A 17,420-nucleotide genomic window follows, 5' to 3' on the forward strand; every position below is an offset into this window, starting at 1 on the left:
ATCCGCCAGGCCAGCGGTTGCCCGCTGGCCTGAGGGTCAGGCTTTTTGCATATTATCGGCTTTCGTCTGCGCAGATATCGGCTGGCTCTTGCTGGTTTTATATTTCACCAGCAGCGCGATGGCGGATAAAAACGCCGGGATCGACAACAAGGTAAAGATGGTCACGAAGGAGAGCTGCGCCTGCATCAGGAAGGCTCCGCTGAAGGCGCCAAGGATCCCGCCAAACCGGCCGATACCCAGCATCCAGGCAACGCCGGTCGCCCGGCCCTGGGTGGGATAAAATCCGGCGGCCAGGGCCGGCATGGATGATTGCGCGCCGTTCATAATGCTGCCGGCAATAAAGACCATCACGCCCATTAACACCAGGTTATTGGTTGAGAAGCCGACCAGAAAGACGAACACGCCGGTCAACAGCCAGCCTACGGCGACCACTTTATTGGGGTTAATTTTGTCCATCAGGGCGCCGAGGATCAGCACCCCGATGCCGCCGCCCAGCGGGAACAGCGCGGTGATAATCGACGCCTGGCTCATTGACGCGCCGGTTTCGCGAATCAGCAGCGGAAGCCAACTGGTCAATAAATAGAAAATCAGCAGCCCCAGAAAGTAGGTCATGCACAGCATCACGGTACCGACGAGATAACGGGGGGAGAAAATAACCGCAAGGGCCGATTTGTCTTTCACCTGTCCGGCTTCGCGCAGCTCGAATTCAACCTGTTCAGGCAGCGGGGCAATACGACGCAGAATGGTGGCAATACGCTGCGATGGCTGGCGCTTGACCACCAGATAGCGCGCCGATTCCGGCAGTAAGAACACCAGCGCGACGGCAAGCAGCAGAGGCATCACGCCGCCCAGTATCAGCACGCTTTGCCAGCCGTAATGCGGAATCATCCAGGCCGAGAGGAAGCCACCCAGCGAAGATCCCATCGGGAACCCGACGAACATCAGATTGACCAGCAAAGCGCGACGGCGTTCCGGCGCATACTCGCTCATCAGCGTGGCTGCGTTTGGCATGGCGGCGCCCAGCCCGAGGCCGGTCAGAAAACGCAGCAGCGTCAGTTGATTCAGGCTGGTGGCGAAGGCGGTCAACAGACTAAAGCTACCGAAAACCACAATCGACATCAGCAGAACTTTTTTTCGCCCAATGCGGTCGGCCAACGGGCCTGCGGTCAGCGCACCTACCGCCAGACCGACGAGCGCAGCGCTCATCACCGGGCCTAACGCAGATTTTTCCACGCCCCATTCCTGCACCAGGTCGGAGGCAATAAAACCGATGATGGCGGTATCAAACCCGTCCATCGCGACGGTGATAAAACACAGGGCCAGAATCATCCACTGGTACTTCGTAAACGGATGTTCGTTGATAAAAGCCTGAATATCGATAGTTGTCTTATTCATACAGCATTCCTGGCAGCCGGAGCGGGGGACGGAGCCGGGCGATTACCGCCTCCCTCGCTGTCGTTAATGTGATTTGTGCGATAATCGAACGTATCGCCGTTAATCGCTCATTTATCAAATCACTGAACCTGGCTTCAGGCAACGCAGGCGGCCCAGGAAGCGTGCGATTATCGTTCGCTTTCACGGGTTTGCCCCACAATAGTGATTTTATTTATAATAAAATCAAATTGTTATTGGTCATTTTTCTCGGCAGGGTTATGGCGTTAATTGTGATGGGCTTAACAGACGCTCGCGGTCGCCCGTCAAACGCCGCCAACGGTGCTTTTCCTGCGTAAGATTGTCAGGAAAGAGTATCCTGCAAGGCCGACCTGGACTATCCTTGTCAGCGTCTGGCACGTGTGTGTCTGTGTGCGCTTTTTTTGGCTGAAAGGAGTAAAAAAATGGCGACAGGAAAGTCCTGCTCTCGCTGGTTTGCGGCTATTGCGGCCTTATTAATGGTGGTTAGCCTGAGTGGGTGTTTTGATAAAGAAGGCGATCAGCGCAAAGCGTTTATCGACTTCCTGCAAAATACGGCAATGCGTAGCGGCGAACGTCTGCCGACGCTGACTGCCGATCAGAAAAAACAGTTCGGTCCTTTTGTTTCCGATTACGCGGTGATTTACGGCTATTCACAGCAGGTAAGTCAGGCGATGGATGCGGGTCTGCGTCCGGTCGTAGACAGCGTGAATGCGATTCGCGTCCCGCAGGATTATGTGACTCAGCGTGAACCGCTGCGCCAGGCAAACGGCGCGCTGGGCGTGCTGAGCCAGCAGCTGGAAAATGCGAAAATGCAGGCCGATGGCGCACATAGCGCGCTGAAGCAGAGTGACGATCTGAAACCGGTCTTTGACCAGGTTTACAACAAAGTCGTGACCGCACCGGCAAACGCCCTGCAGCCGCTGATTCCTGCCGCGCAGGTCTTTACTCAGCAACTGGTGCAGGTGGGTGATTTTATTGCTCAGCAAAATACTCAGGTGAGCTTCGTGGCAAACGGGATTCAGTTCCCGACCTCGCAGCAGGCCAGCCAGTACAACGCGCTGATTGGCCCGCTGGCTGCCCAGCATCAGGCTTTCAACCAGGCGTGGACGGCGGCAGTTAACGCAACGCGTTAACCGGTTCGTCAACCCGGGTCAGGCGTTGACCTCGACCCGGGTTACTTCAGCTTACCTTCACTTCACCTGCGGATTGACGCAGTTCTTTTCGACCTGACCATTCAGTGCATCAATCAAATTATCGACCGCACAAGCCGCCATATTGTAGCGGGTCTCATGAGTGGCAGAACCGATATGCGGCAGCGCGACGACGTTCGGCAGAGTGAGCAGCGGCGACTCTTTCGCCAGTGGCTCCTGCTCGAAAACGTCCAGACCGGCCGCGTGGATTTGGCCCTTCTGCAAGGCTGAGATCAGCGCCTTTTCATCGACCACCGGGCCGCGCCCTGCATTAATAAAGATGGCGGAAGGCTTCATTTTCGCGAATTTTTCCGCGTTGAACAGGTGATGAGTCTCGGCGGTCAGCGGCAGGATCAGACAGACAAAGTCGGCTTCCTGCAGCAGCGTATCCAGATCGCAGTAACGCGCGTTAAAGCGCTCTTCCGCCTGCGGGTGACGGCTGCGGGCGTTATACAGAATCGGCATGCCAAAACCGGCGTGCGCGCGCTGCGCCAGGGCCATCCCGATACGGCCCATGCCCACGATCCCCAGCGTTTTATGGTGCACATCGCTGCCGAACCAGTCCGGGCCGATGCTTTTCGTCCACTCTCCGGCTTTCACCCGGTTGGCGACTTCCACCACCCGACGGGATGTGCTGAGCACCAGCGCCATCACCGTATCGGCAACGGTTTCAGTCAGCACGGTCGGCGTATGCATCAGCAGCACCTTGCGCGCATTCAGCGCCTCAACGTCGAAGTTGTCATAGCCGACGGAAATCGTGGAGGTCGCACGAAGCCTGGGCATTTTCTCCAGTAACGCGGCATCAACTTTTTCGCTCGACCCCAGCAGACCTTCCGCCTGGGCAAAGGCTTCCGCGTGCTGCTGGACGGTGTCAGGGCTCAGGTTTTTCACCTGAGTGACGGTAAAGTGTTTTTCCAGACGTTGCTGCAAGTCGTCGGGAAGCGTTTTATAGAGAATAACGGACGGCTTCATGCGGATCTCCGTAAGTAGTAAAGGTCAGGCGTGACGAGCGCCGATGGGAAGCTTTTGATTGTTAGCAGGCTTAACAATTAAAGTAAGCCATACCGAGGCGAAAAGCGCCACTCCCATGAAAATGTATGAGGCTGATGGACTGCCGGTGGTGCCGTTCAGGTAGCCCACGAACCACGAACCAAAGAATGAACCTAAGGCCCCCATGCTGTTGATGAGCGCCATTGCGCCACCGGCGACGTTACGCGGCAGCATTTCCGGAATGATGGCGAAAAACGGACCGTAAGGGGCGTACATTGCCGCACCGGCAATCACCAGCAGGGTATAAGAGGCCCAGAAATGGTTAGCGCCGACGGCCCATGAGCCAATAAAAGCCAGTCCGCCAATCAGCAGCAGCGGCCAGACGAACAGTTTACGGTTCTGCATTTTATCGGAAGCCCAGGAGACGACGATCATCGCAATAGTCGCGGCCAGATAAGGTACCGAAGAGAGCCAGCCGACTTCCACCATCCCCATATTGACGCCGCCGCTGCGAATAATTGACGGCAGCCACAGCACAAAACCGTACACGCCGATACTCCAGGCAAAATACTGCATGCACAGCAGAATGACGTTGCGTGAGCGGAAGGCTTCGCCGTAGTTACGCACGGCTTTAATACCCTGCTGCTCGCTCTCCAGCTGCGCCTGCAGCGCGGCTTTCTCGTTTTCTGACAGCCAGTTCACCTGCGACGGTTTATCCTTGACCAGCACCCACCAGCAGAAGGCCCAGAGGACGGCCGGGACGCCTTCAATAATAAACATTTCACGCCAGCCGAAGGACTGAATCAGGTAGCCGGAGACCACCGACATCCACAGTACCGTGACCGGGTTGCCGAGGATTAAGAAGGTGTTGGCGCGTGAACGTTCTGATTTGGTAAACCAGTTACTGATGTAAATCAGCATCGCCGGCATGACCGCCGCTTCCACGACGCCGAGAATAAAACGGATCGCCGCCAGCGCTGGAATATTGTGCACCATCCCGGTCAGCGAGGCGCAGGCGCCCCACAGGATCAGACAGATGAAAATCAGCTTCCGTACGCTACGGCGTTCAGCGTAAATCGCCCCCGGGATCTGGAAGAAGAAATAGCCGAGGAAGAAAAGTGCGCCAAGAAGCGACGAGATGCCTTTGGTAATGCCTAAATCTTCCGTAATGCCCGCTGCCGAAGCAAAGCTGAAGTTTGCGCGGTCGAGATACGCCAGGCTATACGTGATAAACACGATAGGCATGATGTACCACCAGCGTTTCGTTGCATTGGTAGAGCTGTTCATAGGCTTGCCTCTAAAGTTGAGGTTCATGACGCCGCCGCCGTATGTAGGGTACAGAGGAGGCCGTTATTATGACGCCGGCCCGGGCTATTCGCCCAGCGCCTCGCGTGTGGGTAATCCTTCGCTGTCGCCCTGGACCTGAATGGCCAGCGAGCCAATTTTGTTGCCGCGGCCTATCGCCTGCTGCAGCGTTCTGCCCTCCAGCAGAGCGCTAATCACGCCGACGGCAAAACCATCGCCGGCGCCCACGGTATCCACGACGTTATCGACTTTGATGGCGGCGACTGCGCCCTGTTCGCCCGCGGCGGTTTTGAACCAGGCGCCGTCGCCGCCGGTTTTAATGATCACGGCCTGAACGCCGCGCGTGAGATAGAAATCGGCAATCCCCTCCGGGGTCCGTTGGCCGGTAAGGATCATGCCTTCTTTGAGACCCGGCAGAACCCAGTCGGCCTGAAACGCCAGCTGATTGAGTTTTTCCACCATCTCGGCTTCGCTTTTCCACAGTACCGGGCGCAGATTCGGATCGAACGAGATCGTCTTCCCCTGGGCTTTCATCGTGGTGGCCGCCTGCTCCAGCAGGGCGTATGAACTCTCCGACAGCGCAGCGGCCACGCCGCTGAGGTGCAGGTGGCGAGCGCTGGTGAAATATTCGGCGCGAAAGTCCTCGGGCGACAGATGGCTGGCGGCAGAACCCTTGCGGAAGTACTCCACAATGGGATCGGTTCCATTTTCGACTTTAGATTTCATCTGGAAGCCGGTTGCATAGCGGCTGTCTTCGCTGACGCCGCGCGCATCAATCCCTTCTTTGGCCAGCGAATGAAGCACAAAACGGCCGAAGCTGTCTTTGCCTACGCGGCTAACCCAGCCGACTTTCAGCCCCAGGCGAGCCAGGCCGGTGGCGACATTCAGCTCTGCGCCGGCTACCCGTTTCATAAAGTGTTCTACTTCGGCCAGGTCGCCGGTTTCCGTCGCGACAAACATCGCCATCGCCTCTCCGATGGTGATGACATCTAATGCGTTTTCCATGGCTTACTCCTCGCGTAACAAATTCACATAGCGACGGGTCACGGCCGTCAGATCGTGGCCCACCAGCGGAAATTCGATACCGCGCGGGGCATCGGCAGGCAGGTTGTCGAGCAGCGCCAGCCAGCGTGCCGGAGCTTCGTCTGGCGGGACGGCGCGAAAGTGCGCATGATGCGGCTCTGCGGCTTTGACATGGATATAGCTGACGGCGGGGGCCAGATGACGTGCGGCCTCTTCCGGCGAATCGCCGACCCACAGCCAGTTACCCATATCGAAGGTTAACGTAACCGGCAGCTGGTTCACCCGACAGGAGGCTTTAAAGCGCTGCATTGGCGCCAGCTGGCCGCAGTCGGTCTGGTCGTTTTCCACCACCAGCGCCATGCCGCTCTCCTGCAGGATGCGGCGCAGCGATTCCAGTTCGTTGTTATGGGTAAAATGGCCGAGCGACAGTTTTAACCACAGGGCGTTGAGGGTCTGCGCTTCGCGTAACAGCGCCGGCAGACGCGGGTTAAGGGCGCCATTCGCTTCAAACAGGGCTTCCGGCGCAGAGTAGCAGGCCAGCAGGTTGTGGCGTTCAATGGTGGCGGCCAGCGCCGGCAGCTGATTGAGCTCGTCAGCGCTGAATAACTCACGGCGGATTTCCACGCCGTCGGCGCCGGATCCGGCGATAAACGGCAGTACGGCGGACTGCCCGCCAAGTTCTTTAATGCAATCATGACCATAGGCGGCGGTCACGACAATAATTTTTCTGGCCATCTGACAAACTCCCGGTAGCGCTGTAGCAAATCACTCTATTACGCTAGATGGTACCGGTTCCAAAGGAAAGGAGAGGATGTCTAATTTATGATCACCATCACGAAGGAGGGCTATCGGGAGGTCGATCCCCGCACGATCAGTTCACCGGAGAAGACCCGCTCACAGATGGGGTCGTTAGTGCCTTCAATCCGGCGCACCACCTGCTCAACCGCGGCATAGCCAATCTGCCACGTGGGCTGTTTGAGCGTGGTAATACCCACGCCCGCCAGCTCCGCCCACTCCAGCTCGTCGAAGCCGAGCAGGCCGATGTCGCTGCCCCAAACCAGGTCGATTCGCTTGAGCGCGCGCGCAACCTGTAGCGTCAGGGCGCCGTTGGCGGAAATCAGCGCCTTGCGCATGCCGCGATGGCGGGAGTGAAACTGACGCAGCACCGTATCGAGCATGGCGCCGTCGTTCAGCGGAACTTCAGCGTTTTCTGCGACGATGCCGGCGTAGCGCTGGAGGGTGGCGCGAAACGCGCTCAGGCGTTCGCGACGGGTGTTGACCGAACCGAGCGGCTCGCTCAGGAACAGCAGGGCTTCAAACCCTTTCTCCACCAGATGTTCTGTGGCGGTCGTCGCGGCCTGAGTGTTGTCCAGACCGACGACATCGCAGGCGAAGTCCGGAATCTTGCGGTCAATGAGTACCATCGGTAGCGCCGACTGCTGCAGGCGATTCAGCCCCTCTTCGCGCATCCCAACGGCGTTGACCACGATCCCCTCTACCTGGTAGCTGCGCAGCAGGTCGAGATAGTGCAGCTCCTGGTCGAGCTCGTTATTGGTATTACACACCAGCAGTGTAAAGCCCTTTTCGCGACAGGCCGCTTCGATGCCGCTGAGGACATTGACCGAGTAAGGATTGGTGATATCGGCGATGATCAGGCCAATCAGCCGGGTTCGGCCATGTTTCAGGCCACGGGCCATCAGGCTGGGACGGTAGTTAAGTTCGGCAATCGCTTTTTCAATGCGCGCCAGCAGGTCATCGGAAAGCAGGTGCTTTTCGCCATTGAGGTAGCGTGAAATGCTGGTTTTTCCGGTCTTTGCGGCTTTCGCCACATCGCTAATGGTTGCTCGCGCCGCTTTCGCCATGATGGCTTCCTTTGCTGAAATCTGGAGAACACCTTAGCGCGAAAATCCGCTATATCAAGCATTTTGCCCGGCAAGTGGCGCTTACCGGGCGAAGGATACGGTGGTCGGGGTCGACCGCCGGACTTACTGGAGCGGGCTGAGGGTGATTTCTACGCGACGGTTTTGCGCTTTCCCTTCCGCCGTGGTGTTGCTGGCGATGGGGTTTGCCGGGCCCATGCCGCTGGTGCGAATACGGTTTGCCGCCACGCCCTGGGTGATGAGGGCGCTGGCAACGCTGTCGGCGCGCTGCTGCGACAGGCGCATATTCAGATCCTGACCGCCGGTGCTGTCGGTGTAACCTACGACGTTAACCGCGGTTTTCTCATACTCTTTCAGCACCATGGCCACGCCGGTGAGGGTGTTTGCCCCGGCCGGTTTCAGGTTGGCGCTGCTGCTGTCAAAGGTGACGTTATTTGGCATATTCAGCACGATGTTATCGCCATTTCGCGTCACGGTGACGCCCGTTCCCTGCATTTTCTCGCGCAGTTTTGCTTCCTGCACATCCATGTAATAACCGATGCCGCCGCCCAGCGCCGCCCCGGCCGCTGCGCCAATCAGCGCGCCTTTGCCGCGATCTTTTTTCGACGAGGAGAGTGCGCCGACGCCCGCGCCGACCAGCGAACCGATCCCGGCGCCAATGCCGGATTTCCCCGCTTCGCGTTCGCCGGTATACGGGTTAGTGGTACAGCCAGAAATCGCCAGGGTGCCGCTCACCACAGCCGCAATCATGAGTACGCGTTTTTTCATGTTATTTCCTTAATCCTTTTTATTCGTTGTCACAGCGCGCGTGACGGTTGATTATGACGTCCAATTACGTAGAAAATTCCCCGTACCGGCTCTCTTTTTGTAAATAACATTGAACGGTCAGTATCACAGACCGTCACAACACCTGCATTCGCTGACCAGGAGCTCGCTTTGCCAACCTCATCTGCAACCAAAACCATCTTAACCGCGGCTCACTGGGGGCCTATGCTGGTTGAAACGGATGGTGAAAATGTCCTCTCTTCCCGCGGTGCGCTGGAGACCACTTTCGCCAACTCCTTGCAAACCGCCGTGCGTGAGCAGGTCCACAGCAAAACCCGCGTCCGCTATCCGATGGTACGTAAAGGTTTCCTTGCTTCGCCGGAGAGTCCGCAGGGCGTACGCGGCCAGGACGAGTTTGTGCGGGTGAGCTGGCAGGAGGCATTGGATCTTATCCACGCACAGCATCGGCGGATTCGGGAAAACCACGGCCCGGCAGCGATTTTTGCCGGCTCCTACGGCTGGCGCTCTAACGGCGTGCTCCACAAGGCAGCGACGTTGCTGCAGCGCTACATGAGCCTCGCAGGCGGATATACCGGACATCTGGGGGATTATTCCACCGGCGCGGCGCAGGCGATCATGCCCTATGTGGTTGGCGGCAATGAGGTTTATCAGCAGCAGACCAGTTGGCCGATGGTACTGGAACATAGCGATGTGGTGGTGCTCTGGAGCGCCAACCCGCTGAATACGCTAAAAATTGCCTGGAACGCTTCCGATGAGCAGGGGATCCCGTGGTTCGATCGGTTGCGCAAAAGTGGGAAGCGGGTGATCTGTATCGATCCGATGCGATCGGAAACGGCGGAATTCTTTGGTGAGGTGGGCGAATGGATCGCTCCGCATATGGGTACGGATGTCGCGATGATGCTCGGCATTGCCCATACGCTGGTGGAGAACGGCTGGCAGGACGATGCGTTTCTCGCCCGCTGTACCAGCGGCTATGACGTTTTTGCCCGCTATCTGACCGGTGAAAGCGATGGCACGCCGAAAACCGCAGAGTGGGCGGCGGAGATCTGCGGCGTTAGCGCGGAGAAGATCCGCGAACTGGCCGCGCTATTCCATGACAATACCACCATGCTGATGTCCGGTTGGGGGATGCAGCGCCAGCAGTTTGGCGAGCAAAAACACTGGATGCTGGTGACACTTGCGGCGATGCTGGGGCAGATTGGTACTCCCGGCGGCGGTTTTGGCCTTTCCTACCACTTTGCCAACGGCGGTAACCCGACCCGTCGGGCGGCGGTACTGGCTTCGATGCAAGGCTGTGTGGCGGGCGGTACCGAGGCGGTCGAAAAAATACCGGTGGCGCGCATTGTGGAAGCGCTGGAAAATCCCGGTGCGCCGTATCAACACAACGGAATGGACCGGCATTTTCCGGATATTCGCTTCGTCTGGTGGTGTGGCGGCGCGAACTTTACCCATCATCAGGATACCAACCGCTTGATTCGGGCCTGGCAGAAGCCGGAGCTTATCGTCATTTCGGAGTGCTTCTGGACCGCTGCCGCCCGCCATGCCGATATTGTCCTGCCGGCGACAACTTCGTTTGAACGTCACGATATGACCATGACCGGCGATTACAGTAACCAGCACCTGGTGCCGATGAAGCGCGTGGTCGCGCCGCGCGATGAAGCCCGGGATGATTTTGACGTCTTTGCCGATCTCAGCGAGCGCTGGGAAGAGGGAGGGCGCGCGCGTTTTACCGAAGGGAAAACCGATCTACAGTGGCTGGAGTCCTTCTATCAGATTGCCGCGCAACGCGGGGCGAGCCAGCAGGTGACGCTGCCGCCATTTGACCAGTTCTGGCAGGCTAACCAGCTGATAGAAATGCCGGAAAACCCGGAAAATGCCCGTTTTGCGCGCTTCGCGGCATTTCGTGCCGATCCGCAGGCCAATCCGCTGAAAACCGCGAGCGGCAAAATTGAAATTCACTCTCCAACGATTGCCGGCTTTGCCTACCCCGACTGTCCACCGCACCCAATGTGGCTGGAACCGGACGAGTGGCACGGCAATGCCCGGCCTGGCCAGCTGCAGGTGCTGTCCGCTCATCCGGCGCATCGTCTGCACAGCCAGCTGAACCACACGTCGCTGCGCGAAAAGTACGCTGTCGCCGGCCGTGAGCCATTAACTCTTCATCCGCTGGACGCGCAGGCGCGCAATATTGCCGACGGCGATGTCGTGCGGGTGTGGAACGCGCGCGGCCAGGTGCTGGCCGGCGCCGTGGTGACGGAAGGTATTCGTCCAGGGGTTATCTGTTTACACGAAGGGGCCTGGCCTGATATCGACCCGCAGGCCGGTATCTGCAAAAACGGCGCGGTGAATGTTCTGACCAAAGATATTCCGACCTCGCGGCTGGGCAACGGCTGCGCCGGGAATACGGCGCTGGCGTGGCTGGAAAAATATGACGGCCCGGCGCTGACGCTTACGGCGTTTGATCCGCCGGCCAATGCATAATCCAGGTCGGTTGTAGCGTATCGTCCTGCCATGCGCAGTCTTCTATCCGGAAGCCTTGCGCATGGTAGAAATTCACCGCCTGAACGTTTTTCTGGTAAACCTCGAGACTGAGCCAGCGGTAATGCTGTTTGACCTCGTTCAGCAGCGCGCTGCCGATGCCGCGGCGGATAGCGTCCGGCGCGACAAACAGCGCACCGATAAAGCGGGACTCCATCACGCTGACAAAACCCTTTATCGTCGCGCTCTCTTCCCACACCCAGGTGCTGGCGGCAGGCAGGTAGACATCGCGTACGACGGCGACACTCTCGTGCCAGTATGTTTCGTCGATAAAGGGATGGGCATGAATCGTGCTTTCCAGCCACAGCGTGAGCAGCGGGCGGGTCTCTTTAGCGTCCCACTTGCGGATCATCATCGCCTCCCGGGTGACAGAAACAGCTCGTCACATGATCGTTGACCAGTCCGCAGGCCTGCATAAAGGAGTAGCAGATGGTGGAGCCGACAAACTTAAAACCGCGCTTTTTCAGCGCCCTGGAGAGGGCGTCGGAAGCCGGTGTGGTGGTGGGGATCTCCGCCAGCGTGGCGGCATGGGAAATCTGTGGCTGATTGTCGACGAAAGACCAGACAAAGTCGGTAAACGATTCGCCGCTCTCTTCCATGGTCAGGAAGGCGCGGGCGTTGCCAATAATGGCCTGAATTTTCCCACGATGGCGAATAATTCCGGCGTCCTGGAGCAGGCGTTCAATATCGGTCTCATTCATGGCGGCAACGCGGACCGGATCGAACTGATGAAAGGCCTGGCGGTAATTTTCCCGCTTTTTCAGCACCGTAATCCACGACAGACCGGCCTGCTGGCCCTCAAGGCAGATCATTTCGAACAGTTTGCGGGCATCTCTTTGCGCAACGCCCCACTCGTTATCATGGTACTGAATATAAAGCGGGTCCTGGCTTACCCAACCGCAACGCTGCATGTCTCTCTCCCTTTAGCAATAAAACTTACGCGTTCGCCTTGACGGCTGAAAGATAAAGATAATAGTTAATACAGGGATACCACTCTCAAATATACCCGCCATTATTCAGGTTGCATGTGCATTGGCTGCATTCGTTCGCCCAATCACATTATTCAAGGTATTCAGGGAAGCCCGTCCCATAAAAACACAGCAATAATGCCGGTTTGGCTCTTTTCTGGAGTCGCATTAATGATAATAAAGAAATGCAATGGCCTTCGGGGGATTATGCTCCCGGCGTGTGCCGTCGTCTGGGTCTCGTTTATCAGTGGCGCGAATGCCTGGCAACAGGAATATATCGCTATCGATACCAAAAGTAACACCCCTGAACGCTATACGTGGGATAGCGATCACCAACCCCGCTATGAAGATATTCTGGCGGAGCGTATGAATGCGTCCGGCGATCTTCCCGGTATTGCGCTGAATCAGGCGGTGGCGCCGCCGGATGGCGGCCGCGGGATGAGCGTGGGATGGAATTTTACGCTGGCCAACGGCGTCACTTCCGGCCCGGTGGCGAGTTTGCGTAGCGAGGTGATATCGACCGCCCCCGCGCGCCGCGCGTCAGACAACCCCTATGTGAATACGCTTGGCTGGCGTATGGATTATCAGGCGCTATGGGGCGTCCATCCGTGGGCGCAGGTGAGCTACAACCAGCCGCTCTCTTCGGATCTGATTGGCCCTAATCGCGGGCAGGATGGCGCCTGGCGCGATGTCACCTTCGGGGCGGATATGGCTCTCAATTCACACCTTGCCGCCTGGGCGGCATTATCGCAGGCGGAGAATACGCCAACGGGAGCCAACTATCTCTATGTGATGGGAGTGAGCGCTAACTTTTAGCCTTTATTTAGCATGCGTGAAACGTTCTTGTTACTTAAAAAACACAGTAATGGCGCATTGTTGTAAGATAGTAGTCACTAACTTATTTCTGCTGCTGTCATGCGCCTGCCTTTTTCAATGTCATTCATTCCGGCTCACATGCATTTCATTCCTTGCTGATGGCATTTCATGCCTTTTTTACCCTGGCGTTCAGGCGGCTTCGCTATTGTGGCGGTAGTTAATTATTCAGGATATCTGCTATGAACGCTGCAAACAGTCAATATACCCGCTGGCTTACGCTGGCCGGCACGATCGTTACACAATTCGCGCTGGGATCGGTTTATACATGGAGTTTGTTCAACAGTTCCCTTTCCGCAAAACTGGACGAACCGGTAAGCCAGGTGGCTTTCTCCTTCGGTCTGTTAAGCCTCGGTCTGGCGCTATCCTCTTCCGTCGCCGGTAAACTGCAGGAACGCTTTGGCGTCAGGCGCGTCACGATGGCGTCCGGTGTTCTGCTGGGGCTCGGCTTTTTCCTTACCGCCCACGCCAACAGCCTGATGATGCTCTGGCTGAGCGCAGGCCTGTTGGTGGGGCTGGCGGATGGCGCGGGCTATCTGCTGACGCTCTCCAACTGCGTGAAGTGGTTCCCGGAGCGTAAAGGGCTGATTTCCGCCTTTTCCATTGGTTCCTATGGCCTCGGTAGCCTCGGGTTCAAATTTATTGATAGCCACCTGCTGGCCACCGTCGGGCTGGAGAAAACCTTTATTATCTGGGGCGTCATTGTCCTGGTGATGATTGTCTTCGGCGCAACCTTAATGAAAGATGCGCCGAATCATACCGCCGCCTCGCATAATGGCGTGGTGGAGAATGACTTCACGCTGGCCGAGTCGATGCGTAAACCGCAGTACTGGATGCTCGCCGTGATGTTCCTGACGGCCTGCATGAGCGGCCTGTATGTTATTGGCGTAGCGAAAGATATCGCTCAAGGGATGGTGCATCTGGATGTCGCGACGGCGGCGAATGCGGTCACCGTTATCTCTATCGCCAACCTGAGCGGACGTCTGGTGCTGGGGATTCTGTCGGATAAAATTTCCCGTATCCGCGTCATTACTATCGGCCAGGTGGTTTCACTGGTTGGCATGGCTGCGCTGCTGTTCGCGCCGCTGAACGCGATAACCTTCTTTGCCGCGATTGCCTGCGTCGCCTTTAACTTCGGTGGAACGATTACCGTGTTCCCGTCGCTGGTCAGTGAATTTTTCGGTCTGAATAACCTGGCAAAAAACTACGGCGTCATCTATCTGGGCTTTGGTATCGGCAGCATCTGCGGCTCGCTGATTGCCTCGCTGTTCGGTGGGTTCTACGTGACCTTCTGCGTTATCTTTGCCCTGCTGATTCTCTCTCTGGCGCTTTCCACGACGATTCGCCAGCCGAAAGGTGAAGTTTACAGCGAAGCCCACGCCTGATACGCCATCTTCGCGGCGTCATACCGATATTCCTGAGCTATTTGTGCTTGTCCAACCAAATGTTTTGTAAATGTTTGGTTGGATCACACTCCCGCCTGGTACTTTTTCCTTTCTCTGTGGTCTACTTAGCGCGCTTTGTAGAGGTTTCTTATACTCTCCGTCCTTCAAACTGCCTTATTGTTGACTGCGCTCGTTCGCCTCAGTCACTTACTTGAGTAAGCTCCAGAGGATTCACGAGCCCGTCGCCGCAAGGCATCTCGAATGGGTTTGAGTAGTTAATCAACCTGAACGCACCCTATTAACCTGCCCGCTTATATCGCGTAAGTCAGGTGGTTTTATCTCTTCTTTTTCCAGGTTTCATGCATGAATTATATTAGAACGATGACACAGCAGAAAGTCAGCCTTTGGCTGGCGCTGTACATCGGCTGGTTTATGAACGTTGCTGTGCTTTTCCGTCGCCTTGATGGTTATGCGCAGGAATTTACCCTCTGGAAAGGGCTTTCCGGGATTGTGGAACTGGTTGCCACCGTGCTGGTGACGTTTTTCCTGTTACGTGTTCTGTCGCTGCTGGGGCGGCGCGTCTGGCGAATACTCGCTACGCTGGTGGTGATTTTCTCCGCTGCCGCCAGCTATTACATGACCTTCCTGAACGTGGTGATTGGTTACGGCATCATCGCGTCGGTTATGACCACGGATATCGACCTCTCTCAGGAGGTGGTGGGCTGGTATTTGATTCTGTGGCTGGCGCTGGTCAGCGCTCCACCGCTGCTGCTTATCTGGAGCAACCGCTGTCAACATACTCTGCTGCGGCAAATTCGCACGCCGGGCCAGCGGGTAAAAAATATCGCCATCGTTGCCCTTGCCGGATTAATGGTCTGGGGACCGATTCGCCTGCTCGAACTGCGGCAGAAGGACGTGGAGCGTAGCTCTGAAGTCGATATGCCGAGCTATGGCGGGGTGATTGCCAACTCGTATCTGCCGTCAAACTGGCTTTCTGCGCTGGGGCTGTACGCCTGGGCGCAGGTGGATGAGTCCTCAGATAACAAGTCGTTGATAAACCCTGCCAAAAAATTCACCTATGTGGAGCCGCAGGGCCTGGATGATACCTACGTGGTGTTCATTATCGGTGAGACCACCCGCTGGGATCATATGGGGATCCTGGGTTATGGCCGCAATACCACGCCAAAGCTGGCCCAGGAGAAAAACCTGGTCGCCTTCCGCGGGTATTCGTGCGACACCGCGACCAAGCTCTCCTTGCGCTGCATGTTTGTGCGCGAGGGCGGGGCGGAAGACAACCCGCAGCGAACGCTGAAAGAGCAAAACGTCTTTGCGGTCCTGCACCAGCTCGGCTTTACCGGCGACCTGTATGCGATGCAGAGCGAGATGTGGTTCTACAGCAATACTATGGCGAACAGCATTGCCTATCGCGAGCAGATTGGCGCGGAGCCGCGTAACCGCGGTAAGAGCGTGGACGATATGCTGCTGGTGGATGAAGTGAAGCGTTCACTGACCAAGAATAACCAGGGGAAGCACCTGATCATTCTGCATACCAAAGGGTCGCACTTTAACTATACCCAGCGTTACCCGCGCAGCTTCGCGCAGTGGCAGCCGGAGTGCGTGGGCGTGGACAGCAAATGCTCGAAAGCGGAGCTGATCAACTCTTACGATAATAGCGTGACCTATGTCGATCACTTTATCGTGAGCGTGCTGGATCAACTGCGTGATAAGAAGGCGATTGTGTTCTATGCCGCCGACCATGGGGAGTCAATCAACGAGCATGAGCACCTGCACGGTACGCCGCGTAAGATGGCGCCGCCGGAACAGTTCCGTGTGCCGATGATGGTGTGGATGTCGGATAAATATCTGGCAGCGCCGGACCATGCTGCTTCGTTTGCCCGCCTTAAAGAGCAGGCGGCGATGAAAGTCCCGCGTCGTCACGTTGAGCTGTATGACACCATCATGGGTTGTCTGGGCTACACCTCGCCGGACGGTGGGATTAATGAGAATAACAACTGGTGCCGCGTTGCCGATGCGGGGAAAACCGTGGCGAAATAGCGGGAGTGGCGAGTTTCTCGCCGCTTGAGCTATTTTTTCCAAATAAGGCATTGACGGGTGTGAGTCTCAGCAGTAAGATGCGCCCGCATTCGGTGATTGGCGCAGCCTGGTAGCGCACTTCGTTCGGGACGAAGGGGTCGGAGGTTCGAATCCTCTATCACCGACCAAATTTAAAAGCCTGCTCGATGAGCAGGCTTTTTTGCATCCGAAGCCGATGAGGATGAGAACCTCCGGGGGCAGAGGTTCGACCCGAGCGTAGCGAGGGAACGTTGCTTTAGCAACGGCCCGCAGGGCGAGCCACGCAGTGGCGAGTTATCCTCTATCACCGACCAAATTTAAAAGCCTGCTCAATGAGCAGGCTTTTTTGCATCCGGAGCCGATGAGGATAAGAGCCTCCGGGGGCCGAGGTTCGGCTATGCTGGCGGCCCAGAGCGCTCATTTGTACCTCAGCAATTTTTAGCCGGCTTAACACCGCCCTGGTGTATTGGCCTGTCTCCCCCTGCTGACAGCAAAAACAGGCCTCGTCCAGGCCACCGTAAAATGAAATCCTTTGCATCAATGACGTTGGGCTGCGGGCCGGGCGCCACGATGTCGGAGTGTGATAGTCAACCAAAGTCACAAAAAAAGCACGAATCCTTGTTTCATGTTGCCTGTTAACTATTTTGTGACATCTTCCATTGTATTTTTTTATATATCTAAGGCTCTTTTTTCGCGAAGCTTATGGATAACTGCAGCATTTTCCGCTGTGCGTTTTAACGTTCGCGCTATTAATCGCTCACATATTGGCCATATCGTAATAAATTTTCACCATTTACCAGAATTGCTTATCACTGGCTGTTACGAAGTATTAAGACATTTATGCTGCCCGCTCGCCGCTAGCATAAATTTCTCTGCTGAAAATAGCGTCTTGAAGTTTTTTTAATCTTTGCCTGCTGATTCTCACCCCGGATGTAAAACCCGGTTGGCTGTATTGACGTTTACGCATTCTGTTGACAGATTGTAGGGCATGAGGGG

General features: G+C 56.6%; 14 protein-coding genes, 1 tRNA gene and 1 other RNA gene. 7 read left to right on the forward strand and 9 right to left on the reverse strand.

Annotated features, from left to right (window positions below; genetic code table 11):
* Positions 1-36 precede the first annotated feature (36 nt).
* Positions 37-1,395, reverse strand: a complete 1,359-nt coding sequence (locus AC007G_RS14450) for an MFS transporter (protein ID WP_032696980.1) — start codon at positions 1,393-1,395, stop codon at positions 37-39.
* A gap of 440 nt (positions 1,396-1,835) precedes the next feature.
* Here AC007G_RS14450 and AC007G_RS14455 point away from each other — a divergent pair, with 440 nt between their 5' ends.
* Positions 1,836-2,546 carry a DUF3053 domain-containing protein gene (locus AC007G_RS14455; protein WP_004868792.1) on the forward strand — a complete coding sequence of 237 codons (711 nt, stop codon included), beginning with the start codon at positions 1,836-1,838 and terminating at the stop codon, positions 2,544-2,546.
* A gap of 57 nt (positions 2,547-2,603) precedes the next feature.
* Here AC007G_RS14455 and ghrB read toward each other — a convergent pair whose 3' ends face one another.
* The 6 genes from ghrB to AC007G_RS14485 form a co-directional block, all read right to left on the reverse strand.
* A complete protein-coding gene (gene ghrB, locus AC007G_RS14460; protein WP_004868790.1) occupies positions 2,604-3,575 on the reverse strand; it encodes a glyoxylate/hydroxypyruvate reductase GhrB in 972 nt (323 codons plus the stop codon).
* Between the two features lie 24 nt (positions 3,576-3,599).
* Positions 3,600-4,880, reverse strand: a complete 1,281-nt coding sequence (locus AC007G_RS14465; RefSeq protein WP_004868788.1) for an MFS transporter — start codon at positions 4,878-4,880, stop codon at positions 3,600-3,602.
* 84 nt (positions 4,881-4,964) lie between these two features.
* Complete coding sequence (locus AC007G_RS14470) at positions 4,965-5,903, reverse strand: sugar kinase (RefSeq protein ID WP_032698576.1); 939 nt, start codon at positions 5,901-5,903, stop codon at positions 4,965-4,967.
* Positions 5,904-5,906: 3 nt separating this feature from the next.
* Positions 5,907-6,656, reverse strand: coding sequence for a sugar phosphate isomerase/epimerase family protein (locus AC007G_RS14475; protein ID WP_032696978.1), 750 nt, complete (start codon positions 6,654-6,656; stop codon positions 5,907-5,909).
* 110 nt (positions 6,657-6,766) lie between these two features.
* Positions 6,767-7,783: a LacI family DNA-binding transcriptional regulator gene (locus AC007G_RS14480; RefSeq protein ID WP_004868782.1), complete on the reverse strand. Its 1,017-nt coding sequence runs from the start codon at positions 7,781-7,783 to the stop codon at positions 6,767-6,769.
* A 123-nt stretch (positions 7,784-7,906) separates the two neighbouring features.
* The gene (locus AC007G_RS14485; RefSeq protein ID WP_032696977.1) at positions 7,907-8,569 is read right to left on the reverse strand and encodes an OmpA family lipoprotein; all 663 of its coding nucleotides are present in this window, start codon (positions 8,567-8,569) and stop codon (positions 7,907-7,909) included.
* 168 nt (positions 8,570-8,737) lie between these two features.
* Between AC007G_RS14485 and AC007G_RS14490 the strand changes: the two genes are divergently transcribed.
* A complete protein-coding gene (locus AC007G_RS14490; RefSeq protein WP_142630274.1) occupies positions 8,738-11,068 on the forward strand; it encodes a molybdopterin guanine dinucleotide-containing S/N-oxide reductase in 2,331 nt (776 codons plus the stop codon).
* Here the strand turns inward: AC007G_RS14490 and AC007G_RS14495 are convergent.
* On the reverse strand, positions 11,037-11,477 hold the full coding sequence (locus AC007G_RS14495; RefSeq protein ID WP_032698579.1) for an N-acetyltransferase: 441 nt from the start codon (positions 11,475-11,477) through the stop codon (positions 11,037-11,039). The two genes, AC007G_RS14490 and AC007G_RS14495, sit on opposite strands and share 32 nt — an antisense overlap.
* Positions 11,455-12,036 (reverse strand): DNA-3-methyladenine glycosylase I, encoded by a 582-nt coding sequence (gene tag, locus AC007G_RS14500; protein WP_032690319.1) that lies wholly within the window; start codon positions 12,034-12,036, stop codon positions 11,455-11,457. Before tag ends, AC007G_RS14495 begins: the two co-directional genes overlap by 23 nt.
* A 264-nt stretch (positions 12,037-12,300) precedes the next feature.
* Here tag and AC007G_RS14505 point away from each other — a divergent pair, with 264 nt between their 5' ends.
* From AC007G_RS14505 to AC007G_RS14525, 5 genes are all read left to right on the forward strand, one after another.
* Complete coding sequence (locus AC007G_RS14505) at positions 12,301-12,909, forward strand: autotransporter outer membrane beta-barrel domain-containing protein (RefSeq protein WP_162180060.1); 609 nt, start codon at positions 12,301-12,303, stop codon at positions 12,907-12,909.
* A gap of 239 nt (positions 12,910-13,148) precedes the next feature.
* Positions 13,149-14,351 carry an L-lactate MFS transporter gene (locus tag AC007G_RS14510; protein ID WP_142630276.1) on the forward strand — a complete coding sequence of 401 codons (1,203 nt, stop codon included), beginning with the start codon at positions 13,149-13,151 and terminating at the stop codon, positions 14,349-14,351.
* A gap of 363 nt (positions 14,352-14,714) precedes the next feature.
* Positions 14,715-16,406 (forward strand): kdo(2)-lipid A phosphoethanolamine 7''-transferase, encoded by a 1,692-nt coding sequence (eptB, locus tag AC007G_RS14515; protein ID WP_032690322.1) that lies wholly within the window; start codon positions 14,715-14,717, stop codon positions 16,404-16,406.
* A 90-nt stretch (positions 16,407-16,496) separates the two neighbouring features.
* A tRNA-Pro gene (locus tag AC007G_RS14520) sits at positions 16,497-16,573 on the forward strand.
* Between the two features lie 33 nt (positions 16,574-16,606).
* A non-coding RNA gene (locus AC007G_RS14525) (RtT sRNA) lies at positions 16,607-16,738 on the forward strand.
* Positions 16,739-17,420 lie beyond the last annotated feature (682 nt).

It is taken from the genome of Klebsiella sp. CSG-1 (assembly GCF_056521145.1).

Bases quoted from the DNA above. Each gene is read 5' to 3' on its own strand.
- AC007G_RS14450 (WP_032696980.1), bottom strand. From the start codon at position 1,395: ATGAATAAGACAACTATCGATATTCAGGCTTTTATCAACGAACATCCG.
- AC007G_RS14455 (WP_004868792.1), top strand. From the start codon at position 1,836: ATGGCGACAGGAAAGTCCTGCTCTCGCTGGTTTGCGGCTATTGCGGCC.
- ghrB (WP_004868790.1), bottom strand. From the start codon at position 3,575: ATGAAGCCGTCCGTTATTCTCTATAAAACGCTTCCCGACGACTTGCAG.
- AC007G_RS14465 (WP_004868788.1), bottom strand. From the start codon at position 4,880: ATGAACAGCTCTACCAATGCAACGAAACGCTGGTGGTACATCATGCCT.
- AC007G_RS14470 (WP_032698576.1), bottom strand. From the start codon at position 5,903: ATGGAAAACGCATTAGATGTCATCACCATCGGAGAGGCGATGGCGATG.
- AC007G_RS14475 (WP_032696978.1), bottom strand. From the start codon at position 6,656: ATGGCCAGAAAAATTATTGTCGTGACCGCCGCCTATGGTCATGATTGC.
- AC007G_RS14480 (WP_004868782.1), bottom strand. From the start codon at position 7,783: ATGGCGAAAGCGGCGCGAGCAACCATTAGCGATGTGGCGAAAGCCGCA.
- AC007G_RS14485 (WP_032696977.1), bottom strand. From the start codon at position 8,569: ATGAAAAAACGCGTACTCATGATTGCGGCTGTGGTGAGCGGCACCCTG.
- AC007G_RS14495 (WP_032698579.1), bottom strand. From the start codon at position 11,477: ATGATCCGCAAGTGGGACGCTAAAGAGACCCGCCCGCTGCTCACGCTG.
- tag (WP_032690319.1), bottom strand. From the start codon at position 12,036: ATGCAGCGTTGCGGTTGGGTAAGCCAGGACCCGCTTTATATTCAGTAC.
- AC007G_RS14505 (WP_162180060.1), top strand. From the start codon at position 12,301: ATGCTCCCGGCGTGTGCCGTCGTCTGGGTCTCGTTTATCAGTGGCGCG.
- AC007G_RS14510 (WP_142630276.1), top strand. From the start codon at position 13,149: ATGAACGCTGCAAACAGTCAATATACCCGCTGGCTTACGCTGGCCGGC.
- eptB (WP_032690322.1), top strand. From the start codon at position 14,715: ATGAATTATATTAGAACGATGACACAGCAGAAAGTCAGCCTTTGGCTG.